This window comes from Gordoniibacillus kamchatkensis (assembly GCF_000829455.1).
Classification (GTDB): Bacteria; Bacillota; Bacilli; order Paenibacillales; family NBRC-103111; genus Gordoniibacillus; species Gordoniibacillus kamchatkensis.
Map to the genome: position 1 here is coordinate 1 of NZ_JXAK01000098.1, position 15016 is coordinate 15016.

12 protein-coding genes and 3 pseudogenes are annotated in these 15016 nt (G+C 48.9%); 3 read left to right on the forward strand and 12 right to left on the reverse strand.

What is annotated here, in order from left to right; translation table 11 throughout:
* A partial coding sequence (locus SD70_RS37290) for a hypothetical protein (protein ID WP_041052408.1) occupies positions 1–474 on the forward strand: 474 nt, incomplete at its 5' end.
* Positions 475–560: 86 nt separating this feature from the next.
* Here the strand turns inward: SD70_RS37290 and SD70_RS30890 are convergent.
* The 4 genes and pseudogenes from SD70_RS30890 to SD70_RS30900 all read right to left on the reverse strand — a co-directional run bounded on the left by SD70_RS30890 (position 561) and on the right by SD70_RS30900 (position 4267).
* The gene (locus SD70_RS30890) at positions 561–920 is read right to left on the reverse strand and encodes a GIY-YIG nuclease family protein (RefSeq protein WP_041052409.1); all 360 of its coding nucleotides are present in this window, start codon (positions 918–920) and stop codon (positions 561–563) included.
* 42 nt (positions 921–962) lie between these two features.
* Positions 963–1922, reverse strand: coding sequence for a vWA domain-containing protein (locus tag SD70_RS40015; RefSeq protein ID WP_197081238.1), 960 nt, complete (start codon positions 1920–1922; stop codon positions 963–965).
* A 153-nt stretch (positions 1923–2075) separates the two neighbouring features.
* Positions 2076–3178, reverse strand: a pseudogene (locus SD70_RS40020) (AAA family ATPase); the annotation flags it as partial.
* Positions 3179–3376: 198 nt separating this feature from the next.
* Positions 3377–4267: a LysR family transcriptional regulator gene (locus tag SD70_RS30900; protein ID WP_041052410.1), complete on the reverse strand. Its 891-nt coding sequence runs from the start codon at positions 4265–4267 to the stop codon at positions 3377–3379.
* Positions 4268–4394: 127 nt separating this feature from the next.
* On the opposite strand from SD70_RS30900, the pseudogene SD70_RS30905 reads away from it, so the two are divergent.
* Together SD70_RS30905 and SD70_RS30910 are read left to right on the forward strand one after the other, a co-directional pair.
* A pseudogene (locus SD70_RS30905) lies at positions 4395–5464 on the forward strand (branched-chain amino acid aminotransferase).
* Positions 5465–5504: 40 nt separating this feature from the next.
* Positions 5505–5834, forward strand: a complete 330-nt coding sequence (locus SD70_RS30910) for a DHCW motif cupin fold protein (RefSeq protein WP_041052411.1) — start codon at positions 5505–5507, stop codon at positions 5832–5834.
* A gap of 51 nt (positions 5835–5885) precedes the next feature.
* Here SD70_RS30910 and SD70_RS30915 read toward each other — a convergent pair.
* The 8 genes and pseudogenes from SD70_RS30915 to SD70_RS30950 all read right to left on the reverse strand — a co-directional run bounded on the left by SD70_RS30915 (position 5886) and on the right by SD70_RS30950 (position 14731).
* Positions 5886–7117 (reverse strand): annotated as a pseudogene (locus tag SD70_RS30915) (MFS transporter).
* Positions 7114–7635: a hypothetical protein gene (locus SD70_RS30920; protein ID WP_041052412.1), complete on the reverse strand. Its 522-nt coding sequence runs from the start codon at positions 7633–7635 to the stop codon at positions 7114–7116. The pseudogene SD70_RS30915 and the gene SD70_RS30920 overlap by 4 nt, the downstream one beginning before the upstream one ends.
* 113 nt (positions 7636–7748) lie before the next feature.
* Positions 7749–8561, reverse strand: a complete 813-nt coding sequence (locus SD70_RS30925) for a GNAT family N-acetyltransferase (RefSeq protein WP_231571705.1) — start codon at positions 8559–8561, stop codon at positions 7749–7751.
* 203 nt (positions 8562–8764) lie between these two features.
* The gene (locus SD70_RS30930; protein WP_041052417.1) at positions 8765–10036 is read right to left on the reverse strand and encodes a sulfatase family protein; all 1272 of its coding nucleotides are present in this window, start codon (positions 10034–10036) and stop codon (positions 8765–8767) included.
* On the reverse strand, positions 10033–11565 hold the full coding sequence (locus tag SD70_RS30935) for a sulfatase (protein ID WP_041052413.1): 1533 nt from the start codon (positions 11563–11565) through the stop codon (positions 10033–10035). Before SD70_RS30935 ends, SD70_RS30930 begins: the two co-directional genes overlap by 4 nt.
* A gap of 25 nt (positions 11566–11590) precedes the next feature.
* Positions 11591–12454 carry a carbohydrate ABC transporter permease gene (locus tag SD70_RS30940; RefSeq protein ID WP_041052414.1) on the reverse strand — a complete coding sequence of 288 codons (864 nt, stop codon included), beginning with the start codon at positions 12452–12454 and terminating at the stop codon, positions 11591–11593.
* Positions 12455–12481: 27 nt separating this feature from the next.
* Positions 12482–13396: a carbohydrate ABC transporter permease gene (locus tag SD70_RS30945; RefSeq protein ID WP_197081237.1), complete on the reverse strand. Its 915-nt coding sequence runs from the start codon at positions 13394–13396 to the stop codon at positions 12482–12484.
* Positions 13397–13417: 21 nt separating this feature from the next.
* Positions 13418–14731: an ABC transporter substrate-binding protein gene (locus tag SD70_RS30950; protein WP_041052415.1), complete on the reverse strand. Its 1314-nt coding sequence runs from the start codon at positions 14729–14731 to the stop codon at positions 13418–13420.
* Positions 14732–15016 lie beyond the last annotated feature (285 nt).

Here is a 15016-nt window from a genome sequence, read left to right on the forward strand (position 1 = left end):
ATATACCATTACTACAAAGGGAAAGATGATCTTTTTCGATCAACTATGGAGGACTGGCTGGCTCAGCAGCAGCAAGGAATATTCGTATTGCCGGTCAATCCGGTGCTAATTCCGGAATACCGCTTCAAAGTCAATCAGGAGCATCTAATGGATTTCTTAAGGTTTACGGTTTGGGAAGCTATCGACGCGCAGCCCGAATACTCGGGCGTGGGGGAATATAGGAGGAAGATTCTGCAATCCTATAACGAGGATATGAAAGCGAAACAAGACATGGGATTAGTTCCTAAAGATCTGGACCCGGAATTGATCACTTTGGCGATTTCCAGCCTGACCATCTACCCTCTCATCATGGAGCATGTGACTCGTTTAATTACCGGGCATGCCCCTTCGGAGCCTGAATTTCAAGAAAAGTGGACAACGTTTCTTCGCCTTATATTCGAGCGGATATTTAAAGCGGACACTGGCAAAGAGTGATAAAATTCCTATCGCCGGATCAAACAGGCAACCCGCCAATTTTACCAATTGACGGGTTGCCGCTGCCTTTTTGTCTGAATATGAGTTTAATCCTTTGGCGGCTTATTATATCCTCTGTCTCCGTAGGGCTGCAATTTTTCCAGCCACGACTTTTCCATTTGCTTCAGTTCCCAGCGGATGTCGGTCATATCGTCAGTTTTTTTCTGCTCCAGCACCTCATAGGCGAACGCTTCGGACCCGAGTTCCTTCCAATCCTTCTGCAACTGGGCATTTGCGAACCTCCCCATGTCCAGTTGCATCTGCAGGGTGAACCATTTGTTTTTTAAATTGGGAAAGCCGGCTACGTAGATTTTCCCATTGGCCTTGTTGGTAATTTGGATGATACCCATATAGGTCTTCACCTGCTTAAATTCCTCAAGAAGCTTCCTGCGCCTAATCTGTTCCATACCATTTCTCTCCTCCTCGAAGCTAATCCATATTCATGAAAATCACAAGTACCGAGCGATAATCCGAACCAGCCTAGCCGGGAACTCATGAAGATTTGTAATATCCAAAAATCTTTCACTCCCATAAATGTCACTAATCACATCCTTGTCTTGACCTATTGCGGCCGCAAGAAACGTAATTCCCTTCCGTTCATATTCCTCAATGGTTTGTTGCATGTCTTGAACGGCGTAACTACCGGTATAGTCGTCCATTGCTTTTGGTTGTCCGTCGCTTATGCTGATCAGCAGCTTGGTCTGTTGCGGTGAAACCGCTAACCGTTCCGCCATAATTCGAAGCGCCATTCCGTCACGATTATTGCTCCTGGCCCGAATCCTCATGAGTCTGAATCGATCGTTGGCGTCCGACCTTTCAAAGTCGGTATATGCAAAAATCGACATTTGTTCCAGCTTGGTAACATCCGCTGTATCGCCATAGATCAATATGGGAACATGACAAATTTGACAAAATTCGTATACCGCGATTACTGCCCGTTTGGCCGCTTCTAATCTTCCAAAAGCTGACATAGATGCCGATTCGTCAACTCTCAGGCCGACCGCAAGGGAAGGGGATTCAGCCGGAGGCCGTTTCTTGGCAAAATACCTATAATCCCTGTAAGCAACGCTATCCGCTTGAAATTTGCCGCCATAGTAATGGTTCCTCGCAAATTCGGAAGACACCTCATGTTCCAAAAGCGGAAGCGTTTTTCTGGCAATTTCCCTCACGATAGGCATAAGTCCTTTACTTAGACTGACATATTCCTGTTGATTTTCTTGATCGCACTCTGGACGATGAACAACGAGCTTTACCCTGCTATGAATTGAGCCGGACACGACGTCCCTTGCGACTTGATTCAGCTTTTTGCGGAAATCGCGTTCTCTTTGTTTCGCATCCTCCGGCATTGGCTCAGGATTTGCCTGATGATACTGGGGAGAGCCGTCCTCCCCGACATCTGAACTTTCCATCTCGGTAAAATCATCGGAAACGCGGGAAGAACTTTCTTCACTATCGGCAGATTTTTTTAGTGCAACGATCCCCTTTTCCTCAACATTGCTGTCATGGTCAAAATCAGTGTCGTCTATATCTCCCCACGTTTTGATTTCTATTGCATCGTTACGGTTTTGTTTTTTTTTTACTTCACTCGAGACATCTTCCAAACTTGCAAACAAACCATGTTTTTCAAGGGCTTCCTCCAAAATTTTGATTTCCTCGGAATCGGTTGTTATCTTGTAGATGACCTTATAATAAAGGGACTCTTTGGCGGAAGCTCCTCCGGCAACCGCATCCGCCCAGTAAAAAAATGAACGCATTCCGGCTACTCCTTTGATTGCATTAGCCCGTGCTGTTTTGTCCAAAACAATAATGACATCCGCTAAAACGCTTAATACCTTCTCGTTTTGATAACCGATTTTGGCCATCGCGCGTTCCATCATAATTTCTTTGGTCGGCAGATCCATCTTTTCCGAGTGCTGTACCCTGTCTCGAAGTGCTTCGTTAAGCGGCCGGGAGCCTGCATAACTGCGGTTTGTTGTAATGACCGCTATGAAGTCCGGATGTCTGCGTATGATTTCGGTGGGAAGGTTGATGCTTCCATCCAGCTCCAAGGCCGAGTTTAACGCCATCAATACCGCAGCGTCCCGAATAACGTTAGGCTCTTGGATTTCCAGAAGATATCCATTTCGATAGGCTCTGACGATCTCCGAAGGGTAGAAGCGGTACTCCACCGTTTCACCGTCGGTGTATTCCGCAGCGCGTCTCAGCAATTGCTTCATCTTTGCGGCGGCCTGTTTCTGTGTAATCCCCAGAGTGTCCATCAAGATTCAGTTATGCTTTGAAAACCGTCACTATCGTATATTGCTTTCAAAGCGGTTCGTTCCGCCGGTTCCAATTTCTCCAACCGTTCGGAAGAAATGACCGGCAAAATAGCGCCAATAATATCCGATTTATCCATATCGGCAAAACAAGTCACTTTCGTATACGGCAGCCCGAAATTAGCCGATAACGCTTTGGCCAGTTGTGTTTTGCCGGAACCGGCGTCGCCTTCCAGCAAAATGTTGGCGATTTTCATTTCCCCGCGATTCCAGTTGCGCTTTACTTCTTTACAAATGCGCCGTTCTTCTTCGCTGACCTTATGAGATAACGGCTTTTTCCAAACGAGCTCTTGTTCCGCATCCGTCAGTTGTCTTGCCGGCGACAAATAATATTGTTCGTATTCGGTCACCCGTTTCTCCTCCCATCCGTCACCGATGCCGGGGCTCTCTCCAGCTTTTGTTCCGTTTTACTAAATTACTAATTTACTAAATCACTGCTTCATTTTATCTTGCATATCAGCGTTAGTCAATCCGTTTTTTAACCGGAAATTCGCTCAGCTCCACCATATAAAGCAAAAACGCAGCCGAATGAGGCTGCGTTGTCTACATTATGTCGAAAAAAGTTCGATGAACCGCCGCGCGCTTTTGGAGAGATAGCGGTCTTTTAGCCACAGTATGCCTACTTCGGATTGAAAATCGGCGTCGGCGATTGGCATCATTTTAACAACAGATAGCGGAAAAGAAGCCATGACGGATTTTGGGAAAATCGTTGCTCCGATCCCCGCCGCCACGAGAGCGATGATAATCGCCACGCTGGAACATTCGCAAATGATTTGCGGTTCGAAGCCGTGCCGCCTGCACTCGCTGACCACCTTGTTGTGCATGCCGGTCGTTTCGTCCGTTTTTAAAGTCAGGAGCGGAACGTCTGCAAGTTCGTTCAAACGAATCGCCTCACGGGATGATGCCAGGTTCCATCCCTCCGGAAGAACGGCAACAAACGGATCGGACGGCAGCTGAACAACCGAATACTGCCGGTTCTCGGAAACCGCCTCGAAAGGCAGCCTTGCCACAACAAGCTCGATGCTTCTGTTTTCCAGCTGCTCTCCTAACAGAAAATGATCGCCTTCGCTGATTTTGAACGTCACCCGCGGATATTTCTCACGGAAAATCTCGATTTGGGGAGGTAGAAGAGAAATGCAGGAAACGACCGAACCGATCGACAGCATCCCCCGCACTCCCTCGTCGACCTCTTTCACTTCCTGCACCGTTTCGTTGAAATGCCTTAGCAGCACCTCCGCTTTATCCCTGAGCAGCTCGCCCGCTTGCGTAAGTTTCAGCCGATGGCCGCTGCGGTCGAACAAAGTTACGTTCAGCTCCTGTTCCATCAGCTTTAGCTGTCGGCTTAAAGGCGGCTGCTCGATATTTAACGCTTTGGCCGCACGCGTAATTTGCCCGAATTGTGCCACCGTCAAAAAATATCGCAGCTGCCGCAGATCCATCGTGTTCGTCTCCGTTCAACTATACCTAAAAGGTATGTTAATTTGATAAAATACATATTTTGAATATACCCAATGCCTTGCTATAATTCAACTCAGATGGGAACCGAAGGAAGGAGCGAATGTAAACATGGCTTACTCTGTGGAGATCGTGCATGCTTCCGCGAAAAAACAACAACCGCCTGGCGAGCAGCTCGGATTCGGCAAGTACTACACGGACCATATGTTTATGATGGATTACAACGAGGAGCAGGGCTGGCATAGGCCGCGGATTATACCGTATCAACCGATCTCGCTCGATCCTGCTGCCAAGGTGTTCCATTACGGACAAACTGCTTTTGAAGGGCTGAAAGCATTCCGTCTTACGAACGGTGGAATCGCTTTGTTTCGGCCGCAAAAAAACTTCAGCCGGCTGAACCGTTCCAGCGAACGTCTAAGCATCCCGCCGATCGACGAAGCATTCGCGCTTTACGCGCTAAGAGAGCTGCTTCTGATCGATCGCGATTGGGTCCCTGCCGAAAAAGATACCTCCCTTTATATCCGCCCCTTTATCATCGCTACGCAGCCATCTCTGGGAGCTTCCACTTCCACCCAGTACCAATTCGTCATCATTATGTCGCCGGTCGGCGCTTATTACGCTGAGGGCATGCACCTGTCAAAATTCACGTCGAATCCGAATACGCTCGGGCCGTCAAAGGCGGAATCGGTATGGCGAAAACGGCGGGAAATTATGCGGCGGGGCTAAAAGCGCAAGACGAAGCGGCCCTGCTCGGATGTTCGCAAGTATTATGGCTGGATGGCGTTCATCGCAAATTCATTGAAGAAGTCGGCAGCATGAACGTGTTTTTCAAAATTTCCGGAAAAGTGCTGACACCGGCTTTGAACGGAACCATTTTGGACGGCGTCGTCCGGGATTCCATCCTGCAATTGCTCCGAATGTGGAATATTCCCGTGGAGGAGCGGATGATTTCGATCGACGAACTCTACGAGGCTTATCACAACGGCACGTTGGAAGAAGCGTTCGGTACGGGGACGGCCGCCGTCATCTCGCCGATCGGGGAACTTCATTGGCGCGGCGAAAGGCTTCTCATTCAAGGCGGAGCGGCCGGTGAATTGTCGGCAAAGCTGTACAGCACATTGACAGGGATTCAGAGGGGAGAGTTGGAGGACGTTCTCGGTTGGATGGTTGAGGTTCGCTGACAGAAATCGAGGAAGTCTACTTTAATGAGGAGGAATAGCTATGATAATAACCGGCGTACCATTCGGCACCATGGATTGGAGCACGGTAGAGCCAACCGAACATCCGGGGGAAACGGGAAAAGCGTATTGGCGGACGTTAGAGATCGGCAACATCCGCGTACGCATGGTCGAGTATACACCTGGTTATTTGGCCGATCATTGGTGCAACCGGGGACATGTGCTGCTTGTGCTGGAAGGGGAGTTGGAGACAGAATTGGCGGATGGGCGGACTTTTAAGCTAACACCGGGAACGAGCTATCATGTTGCGGACCGTGCGGAGCCTCATCGATCATCGACGATCACAGGAGCTAAATTATTTATTGTTGATTGAAATGCTCAGCGATGGATCGGTTCCATCGCCGAGCTATCGTTCTCCTTTAGTTCATCGATTAAGTTCTTCAGTCAAACTCAAACGTCTGACCAAAATGCGGTTTACTTTCTCCGCACTCATCATCATGAAAATAAGAAAAACAAGCACCATAAACGGGAATAAGGCTATGCTCGTCTGTGTGGCGATAACTCCGAAAAGCGGGGGCAGAAATGTGGTTCCCGTATATGCCGCAGCCATCTGATATCCCATAAGCTTTGCGGAATTTTCCTTTCCGAACCGGGCTGGCGTTTCATGAAGGAGCCCGGGATAGATCGGGGCAAGCCCAAGTCCTATCAGAATTAGTCCAATCAGGGAAAACGGGATGGGCAGAGGAAGCAAAATCATTACCCCACCTGCAATGGCAACGAGCTGACCGAACCGGATTAACACACGGTTATGGACTTTCAGCGTAATAAAGCCGGTAATCAGTCTTCCAATCGTAATTCCGCCATAGTATAAAGATATCCATCCGGCAGCCGTTTCTGCTGCAATCCTTCTTGCACCAACCAGATAGCTGGCTCCCCATAGCCCTACCGTGGCTTCAACCCCACAATAAAACAAAAAGGCGATAAGTGAATGTTTGACGCCCTTCATGCGGAGCACATTGGCTTTGGCACTCTCCTCTGGTTGTAACGGCACGGATTCGGCCAGCTCTTGTTGCGATTTGCTTTGTGATTGCTCCAGCTCTCGACTCGCAGCGATACGCTCCATAGAGGGAGAGTAACAAACAAAATAATGACGAGCGTGAATTGGATCGTGGATACTGCAGCATAACCACCTCTCCAGGAGTTATGGTAGGCAATATAGGAGGACATAATAATCGGCCCCATAGTTGCTCCTACCCCCCAGAAACAGTGTAACCAGTTCATATGGTGCGCCTTATAATTTTCCGCAACATAATGATTCAGTGCCGCATCAATGGCTCCCCCGCCAAGTCCAAGCGGAATAGCCAGAATAATAAGCCAAATCATCGAAGGTGCCATAGAGAATCCGAGCAGCGCTCCTGCAGTCAGAAAGCAACTGATTAGGGTAACTAGGCCTATCCCCAGTCGCTGAATCATACTACCGCTTGCCAGACTTGATACGATGGTTCCTCCGGCCACAACCATGGACAAAATCCCGGCGGAGCCAAATGAAGCACCCAGGTCGGGGTACATTACGGGCCAGGCCGATCCAAGTAGAGAATCCGGAATTCCCAGGCTTATAAATGCAAGATAAATTATCACTAAGAACCAAGTTGTCATCGTATATTCCTTTCGCAATAAAATTTTTCTTTATAATAACTACATACCTTTGCACCAAAATATCCCTTTGTGCTTTCCCTTATTATGGAAATTGAATGCTGGTACCAGGTACCGTACCCACTGATGAACACCCCTGCCCCAAAGCCGGCCTGTTCTTTCCGAATCTGCCTCTCACCCTGCCAGTACAGCACAGCTGTAGCAAGATGTCCCAACAGGCATCTGACAGGCTTCGTTATAATGCCTGCGGACACCGCGGCGCCAAATCCCCAAAGCACGCCTATGAGCAAAACAAGGATAAAAATCCGCGGCAGCCACACCTTTGCGATAAGATGCTCCCAGTCGAACTCCTTTTTAACGGTTGAATGTCCAGCCTGAGGCACGACAGGTTCAGCGGTCGGAATAGGCTTAACGTTTTCGCTGCCGCTCGTGTCGTTTACGTGCCGCTTCAAAGCGCTAATTTCATGTTGGAGCTGGTTCACTCTGTCCTCTAATTCATTGATTTTACTTTGGATATCCATTCCTCACCCCGATAGTATGGATATGAAAAGTATTGTATGATTTATTCGACTCGTTTCATCCAATACCTCTAAGTTTCGCTCGACTCATGAATCATCGAACGGCCTTTCCTCGACTATTTTTCCTCTACCCAGGTAGCTCTTGTGTAACCAATCCTTAGACCCGCTCTTTCCATATTGTTTTGGCTTGTGGAAGCGTAAGAGGCCTGGCCAACAACAAGCTCACAATTCGCCAATTCAGCTTCATGTATACGCTTTTGCAAAAATGCTGTTTGTAAACCGCGTCTTCTAAACTCCGGGACGGTGGCAGCAAAGGTTAAAGAGGCGACATCATTGCTGATGTGCATTACCGCAACACCGGCAGGGTGTTCCTCCACGAATCCGATGAAAAATCGCCATCCTGGGCGGTCATACAGTACTCTATTGTTATCAGCCACATAGCTTGCTCCGTTCAAGTTTAAACCTGTCCCTAAACAATGCAATTTTCCGTAAAGCTCAAATTCATCTTCTTTCAGTTCACGGATAGTCACGCCGTGTGAAAATTGAGCCAAGTTACCGTTTGGAACGCCATAAAGAGTGGTGTGGAAACCATTTTGACGAAAGCCCTTATCGGACAAATAACCGAGCAGATCAGCGTTAGCTTTTGAAGGAATAATCTCAAATTGAAACGACCTGTTCCTCTCGCGATAGAATTGGATAATTTCGTCGACGTTGTCGATATCGTTTGAAGCGATTCCTTTCACGGTATTGAATGTCCCCCATGGCATTTCTTTCACGTAAAATGCCGTGGCCCTCCCAAATTTCCGAACTTCAACCCCCATTGGATTCCCTTCACGTTCTTTTATCGCAAGAACTCTTGAAGTCATATAATCGATTTCGGATTGCTCCAAACGTTCTGATAACTCCTTTGTCACGACAGGCACTTTCACCAGTTTCACTCCTTTTCAAAAGCGCTATATACGATTATTTCAATTTTTAACCAATAACTTCCTGCTTACAAGGTACATTCTTTACTGAACAACGCTGCCCGGTACACCCCCTAATTCGTTCAGCGGATGATTTCAACAACAATAGTAAAAGGCCAGCCGGAATTTTTCCGATTGGCCTTTTCTCGCGACATTTGAAATTCGTTTTAACTCCATGCTCTTCGAACCGGAACCGGACCGCTGAGCAAAGGATCGTTCGTCGCCTGCATCCAATGATCCAATTCCGACTCCATTTGCTTTTTCACATCGCGATAATTATCGTCATCCGCCAAATTTACCCTTTCTACCGGGTCCAAGTATAAATCAAACAGCATTTCTTGCGGCTTCTCGACATGCAGGAAGCCATGCTTCAGCAGGAAAGAACGATATTCGCTCGCGTCTACATTCGGCGTCAAATAGGAAGTCTCTCCGTAATTGCGAATATACTTATATCTTTCGCTTCTCACGCAGCGCATTGGTTCATAGTCCACGTGATGATTGATTTCCGCAAACACCGCCTGACGTACGCAATCGGTTCTCCGCTCCAAAATCGGCAGCAAGGAATGGCCTTGCAGCCAGTCGGGTCCGGGCAATCCGGTCATTTCGCATATGGTCGGGAACAAATCGATATGGGAGACGAGCGCGTCGACTGCTTCCCCTTTCCGATGCTTTTGCGGTGTCCGGATAATCAGCGAGACGCCGATGCCTGTGTCAAACAAACTGCATTTCATTCTTGGAAAAGGCAGTCCGTGATCGGTCGTAAATATGACCAGCGTCTCATCTTCAAGGTTCGCCTCCCGCAACGCTTCGAGAACGATGCCGACACATCGGTCGGCGGCTTTTGCCGAGGTCAAATACGCCGCCCACTGCTCGCGGTTTGCCCGGTTATCGTAGAAAGGAAACGGTGGCATCAAGTAATCCGGATTTATTTCCGAATCGGCTTGCGGGAAATTCAAATGCGTATTAAATAGGCCGAAGGACAGAAAGAAAGGCTTGCTCTTCTCCTCCCGAATATACGCCGCTGCGGCTCTCGCGTTATAAAGATCCCAGCCGACCGAATCAAAATCGAAGACGCTCATATCGAAAACGGGATTTCCGAGTATTCGGTCGTATCCGATCATATCCGCTTCGGGTGCCTCATGCTGGATGCCGCATAATGCCGTAGCATATCCGTTTCTGCTCAAAAATCGAACCAAATGCCGGTCATAATCATCTAACTGCGCACCCAAATGGGCAAGCCCGAACATGCCCGCGGAATGAGCGGCCATTCCCGTCAATAGCGCCGCCCTGCTCGGCGAGCAGGTGGGACCCGCACAATATGCGTGTCTGAACAAAACCCCGTCCTCGGCCAATCGCGTAAGGTTCGGAGTAGGCACGGGAAAGCCGTATGGCTGAATATACTGCCCCGTATCATGAGTGTGCATATATACGATATTCATTGGAAGTCTCCTTCTTGCTCGTCTGCCCTCAGCCCTAAGCGGACAAACTGCTCCGCAGGCGCATCATGCCGCCGCATACAGTCCGTCAGTTTACCCATCATCCTTTTCTCCACAGCCGGGTCGTGAACTTGATGCTTCTGACACGGATCCTCGCGCAGATGAAACAGCCGATGCTCCTTGATATGTTCCCCGGTTTGCCGGAACGATTGCGTCTGGTCTTTCGTCTTGATCACATGTCCCGGGATCCGGTACACCGGATATTCCGTCCACGACAAGTACCTTCCCGCTTCAACCGAAGTCAAGTCTTCAATATAAGCGGGGCCGTAGGCATGCCCGATCGTAGTCGGCATGGCCGTATATACGTGCAGCGGCCCATTATCCGGTTCGGCGGCGGAACGGAAATAAACCCATTCGCCGTCGGTGATATTCACGTTTTTGCCGAAATAGCCGAAGATCAGCTCGTCTCGCAGCTTGTCGGTTCGCCCGTCCGCCAGCGGCAGCAGCGATTGGCCATGCAACCGGTTTCTACACGACAGCTGCGGATCGATGCCGAAACATTCAAGCAGCGTCGGGTAAAGATCGACCGATTGCGTCAACGCTTGAATTCGCTTTCCGGCTTGCTCCCCTCCCGGCAAATGCACGATCAACGGAAGTCTGGCTATTTCGTTATAAACCGGCATATAGTTTTTGGCCATGAAGTTGTGCTCCCCTAGCAGGTAACCGTGATCCGAAGTGAATATGACCATCGTATCCTTCCAGAGGTTGTGGCGGTCCAGAACGTCCAGCAGCTTGCCTACCCAGTGATCCGCCATTTCCAACAGACGCGAATATCTGTCGCGTATATGGGCCAGCGCACTGCCCGGCACATCGACAACTCCGTATTCCGGCCACATATATTCGGGTCCGCTGTACGATGTCAAAATCGGATCCAACCGCTCCTTCGGCAAATCGAACGGTTCATGAGGATCGAACGCTTCGGCCCATAGCAGGAACTGGTCCTCGTCTTTGTTGGCTTCCAGCCATTCCGCCGCTTCCTTCAATGTCCGCGGAGAAGGGAAATCGTCTTCCTTGCCGAAAGCGGTGCGGTTCAACGCGTATTGCGGATGATATTTCCCGATGAAAGCGGCCGGTCTCGCCGGCCGGTTAACTTTGGAAACCCACGGATCCGTCTCCTGTCCCCTTATGAAGGCATAAGTATCGAATTGCTGCACATAATTTTCTCCGCCGGTTCGAAAATAATGGTAATGATCGGTAACGATGTGCGAGTAAACGCCATTTTCTCTAAGCACTTCGCCCAAAGAATGATCGAACGGTTCGATCGGGCCCCAATTGCGTTCGAGGAAGTTCAGCCTCCCTGTAAGCAAATCCCTGCGGGCAGGCATACAAGGCAGCGATCCTGCCCAATGATTATCGAACACGACCGATCTGCCGGCAAGCCTGTCGATGTTGGGGGTATGAGCAAGCGCCTGTCCATACAAGCCGAGAAAGTGCCTATTGACCGAATCCAGTAAAATGACGATCGCCTTCATACTTCATCACACCTCTTCAGCTGCTTTATCCTTTAATCCCCGAAGTAACGATGCCTTCGATAAAATGTTTCTGGGCAAAAAGGAACACAATCATTAACGGCAAAACGATGAGCGTTGTCGCCGCCATAAGCAAGTTCCACTGCACCTGGGTTTCGTCCCGGAAAAGCGTCAAGGCCAATTGCACCGTCTTCATGGCGTCGCTGTTCGTTACAATGAGCGGCCACGTGTATTCATTCCAAGACTGGGTCGCCTTCAATGCCACGAGCGTTGCGAAGATCGGTTTGCTGAGCGGCACATAAATGTGCCAATATGTCTTTACCGCGGTTAATCCGTCCATCTTCGCCGCATCGTCCAAATCCTTCGGAAAATTCAAATAAAATTGACGGAACAGGAACACGCCGAAAGATCCCGCCACATAGGGAGCGATCAACCCCATATACGAATTGATCCAACCGAGGCCTCCTTGCCCCATCCAGTCGTTGCCCCCGGCAAACGGCACGTGCTTCAAAATGAGAAATACGGGAATCATCGTAACCTGCGGCGGAATCATGAGGCCGATCAGCGAAATAAGAAACAACAGGTCTCTTCCCTTAAAGTGAAGCCTGGCGAAGCTGTAGCCGGCAATCGAGTTGATTAGCAAACTGACGATAACCGTAATAGCCGTCACATAGAACGAATTAAAAAAATAACGCCCCCATTGTCCCCGCTGCATCGCTTGAACATAGTTGCTTAAAGATAAATGCTCCGGAATGAAAACGAATTTCGGGGCCTGGATTTCGCCCATCGTCTTTAACGAGGTAAGCACCATCATGCCGAACGGAATGAGCATGACGAGCGACAAAACGAGCATCACGGCCGACACGGGTATGCGATATTTTGTTTTTTCCATGATGGTTCCTTCCATCCTTCGTGTGTACTATTCATGGTTTTGGTTGCCGTATTTGAAATTGGCGATCGTGATCAGTGTAATTATCGCCAGCAATACCATGGAGAGCGAAGCCGCATAGCCCATTTGAAAATCGTTGAACGCCCGATTGTAGATTTGATGCACCAAGGTCGTTGTCGAGTTCACCGGTCCGCCGTTGGTCAAAATCTGAATTTGCTCAAACACGTTAAAATTGTTGATCAGCCCGGTGATAAAGAGGAAGAACGTGACCGGCGCCAGCATTGGCAAGGTGATTCCGAAAAACCGCCGAACCGGCCCCGCTCCGTCAACGGAAGCTGCTTCGAACAAATCTTTCGGTATGCTTTGCAGCCCCGCCAAGTAAATGACCATGTTGTAACCGACGAATTTCCACACGCTCATGAAAATGACAGACGGCATCGCCCACGATTTATCGAAAAGCCATTGAATGTTTTTTAATCCGAAAAGATTCAGGAACGAGTTGGCCAAGCCGTGGGACGGTTCGTATATCCATAGCCAAATCATGGATACCGCTACCATGGAAGTGATGTGGGGCATAAAGAAGCTCATGCGCAGCAGCAGCAAGCCGATCAGTTTCCGGTTTAATACGAGCGCGAGCATTAATCCAAGTCCCATCGTAAAGAGCAAAGTAAAGAAGGTGTAAACGAACGTGTTCTTTAACGCCGCGTGAAAGAAACCATCCGAAATCAGCACGCGGTAATTTTTCCAGCCGACCCAATCGGCGTTGTTCAAATCGTAATTCGTAAAGCTTAAATATAGATTGACAACAATCGGTATCAGAACAAATACGAGCAAAAACATGTAAAAGGGGGCGATCAGCACGTAGCCGATTTTGTTCTCCGCCAGACTGACCGCCTTATTTCTCCGGCCCTTCATTAATTTTGTCTCTGCAGGGTATTCCGTCATGGGGCCAGAACCTCCTTACCTTTACTTCGTTGACGTATTAATCTCTTTCTCCAAACCCTCTTGAGCGTCTTTCAGCGCTTGCGCCGCCGGCTTTTTGCCGCTTATCGCTTCCTCGTAAGCCAATTGAATGTACTTGTCGTAGAGTGAAGTCCACGGAATAATCGGTTTCCCTTTGCCATTCTTGACATAATCGAGCAGAACGCCGTTGAATTTCGGATCGTCGTCCATGAACTGCTTTTCTAGCGATTTTCTGACAACAGGGATTTTCAAATCTTTGTAGCGCTTCCACATTTGATCCTTGGACATCATAAATTTGATGAAGTCCCACGACTCGTCTTTATGTTTACTATTGGCGCCGATAGTAAACAGGCGATATCCGTTAAACGCCACTTTATTGTCGCGCTTCAGTACCGGAACAAAGCCCAAATTGTCTTTGAGATCAGGATTGTTTTTGATCAGATTGGTGATCATTGTCGTTTGCAGGAAGGACATGGCCGACTTCCCGTTGATGAAAGGAAACGTATCTTTTTTCTGATAATCGAACGGGATATTCACCTTTTTGTTCGCCAAGTCGACCAGAAAATTCAACGCTTCCACAGACTTCGCATCACTAAATGCGGGTGCCTCTTTCTCCTCGTCAATGACCTTCGACCCATTCTGCCGCATAAAGGGCTCAAAGAACACGCTTGCATTGGTGCCCGGAATATCGAAGCCCGCGCGGGTTACATTCCCGTTGGCATCCCGCTTGGTCAGCTTTTCGGCATCCTGCGCAAGCTCCTCCCAAGTGGCCGGCGGCTTCTCCGGGTCCAAGCCCGCTTCTTTAAAGAAGTCTTTGCGGTATGTCAAAATTTCCGGCGCGGGATAAAAGCCGAGACCGACGGTTTTATCCTTCACTTTGCCGATCGCCAAAGCGCTTTCAAACACATCGTCCTTCTCGTCCCAATTTTTGATGTAATCGTCTAGCGGTGCGAATTCGCCCTTCGTGCCCCGAGTCCCCATAAAAATCAAATAAGCGGAGAGCACATCCGGAAAAGTACCGCTCAGCTTGGCGGCATTGAGTTTCGTGTCCACATCCGCCGAATTTGCAGGCAGAACCGTCGTCTCAACTTTAATGTTCGGATGCAGCGTCTCGAATTCTTTCGCTACGTTGGTAAAGTACTCGTCGTTGACTTTATCCGCGCCCGGAAACCAGAACGTTATCGTCACTGGCGCTTTCTTGTCGCTCTTGCCATCGGCCGTTTGCTGCGCGGGAGCGGATTGCTTGGCGCAACCTGCGATCATGCCGACCAGCATGCTTGCCGCAACTATTGTGGAAACTGTTTTTGTCTTGCTCATTTGCATCCCCCTAATCAAAGCTTGTAGTATCGAAACCGTTTTCAGTGATTATTATATAAAGTCCGCGAGAGCCGGTACATTCACTCTGTTCAGGAGTATTATTCATCTATTTATGACTTGTACGAGAACATGATAAGTTGGTTTTTATATATGTTTAGGTATTGTCAAAATATTTGGCCGCTGCAGCTAATCGGGTAGGAGGCTACCCATTAGTTGAGTAGCCGACCTCCCACACCACCGTACGTACCGTTCGGTATACGGCGGTTCCTTAGTTCACGCAGTTAC

Excerpts from the sequence above, each read along its gene's own strand:
- SD70_RS30890 (WP_041052409.1), bottom strand. The coding sequence starts at position 920 with ATGGAACAGATTAGGCGCAGGAAGCTTCTTGAGGAATTTAAGCAGGTG.
- SD70_RS40015 (WP_197081238.1), bottom strand. The coding sequence starts at position 1,922 with ATGGAAAGTTCAGATGTCGGGGAGGACGGCTCTCCCCAGTATCATCAG.
- SD70_RS30900 (WP_041052410.1), bottom strand. The coding sequence starts at position 4,267 with ATGGATCTGCGGCAGCTGCGATATTTTTTGACGGTGGCACAATTCGGG.
- SD70_RS30910 (WP_041052411.1), top strand. The coding sequence starts at position 5,505 with ATGATAATAACCGGCGTACCATTCGGCACCATGGATTGGAGCACGGTA.
- SD70_RS30920 (WP_041052412.1), bottom strand. The coding sequence starts at position 7,635 with ATGGATATCCAAAGTAAAATCAATGAATTAGAGGACAGAGTGAACCAG.
- SD70_RS30930 (WP_041052417.1), bottom strand. The coding sequence starts at position 10,036 with ATGAATATCGTATATATGCACACTCATGATACGGGGCAGTATATTCAG.
- SD70_RS30935 (WP_041052413.1), bottom strand. The coding sequence starts at position 11,565 with ATGAAGGCGATCGTCATTTTACTGGATTCGGTCAATAGGCACTTTCTC.
- SD70_RS30940 (WP_041052414.1), bottom strand. The coding sequence starts at position 12,454 with ATGGAAAAAACAAAATATCGCATACCCGTGTCGGCCGTGATGCTCGTT.
- SD70_RS30945 (WP_197081237.1), bottom strand. The coding sequence starts at position 13,396 with ATGACGGAATACCCTGCAGAGACAAAATTAATGAAGGGCCGGAGAAAT.
- SD70_RS30950 (WP_041052415.1), bottom strand. The coding sequence starts at position 14,731 with ATGAGCAAGACAAAAACAGTTTCCACAATAGTTGCGGCAAGCATGCTG.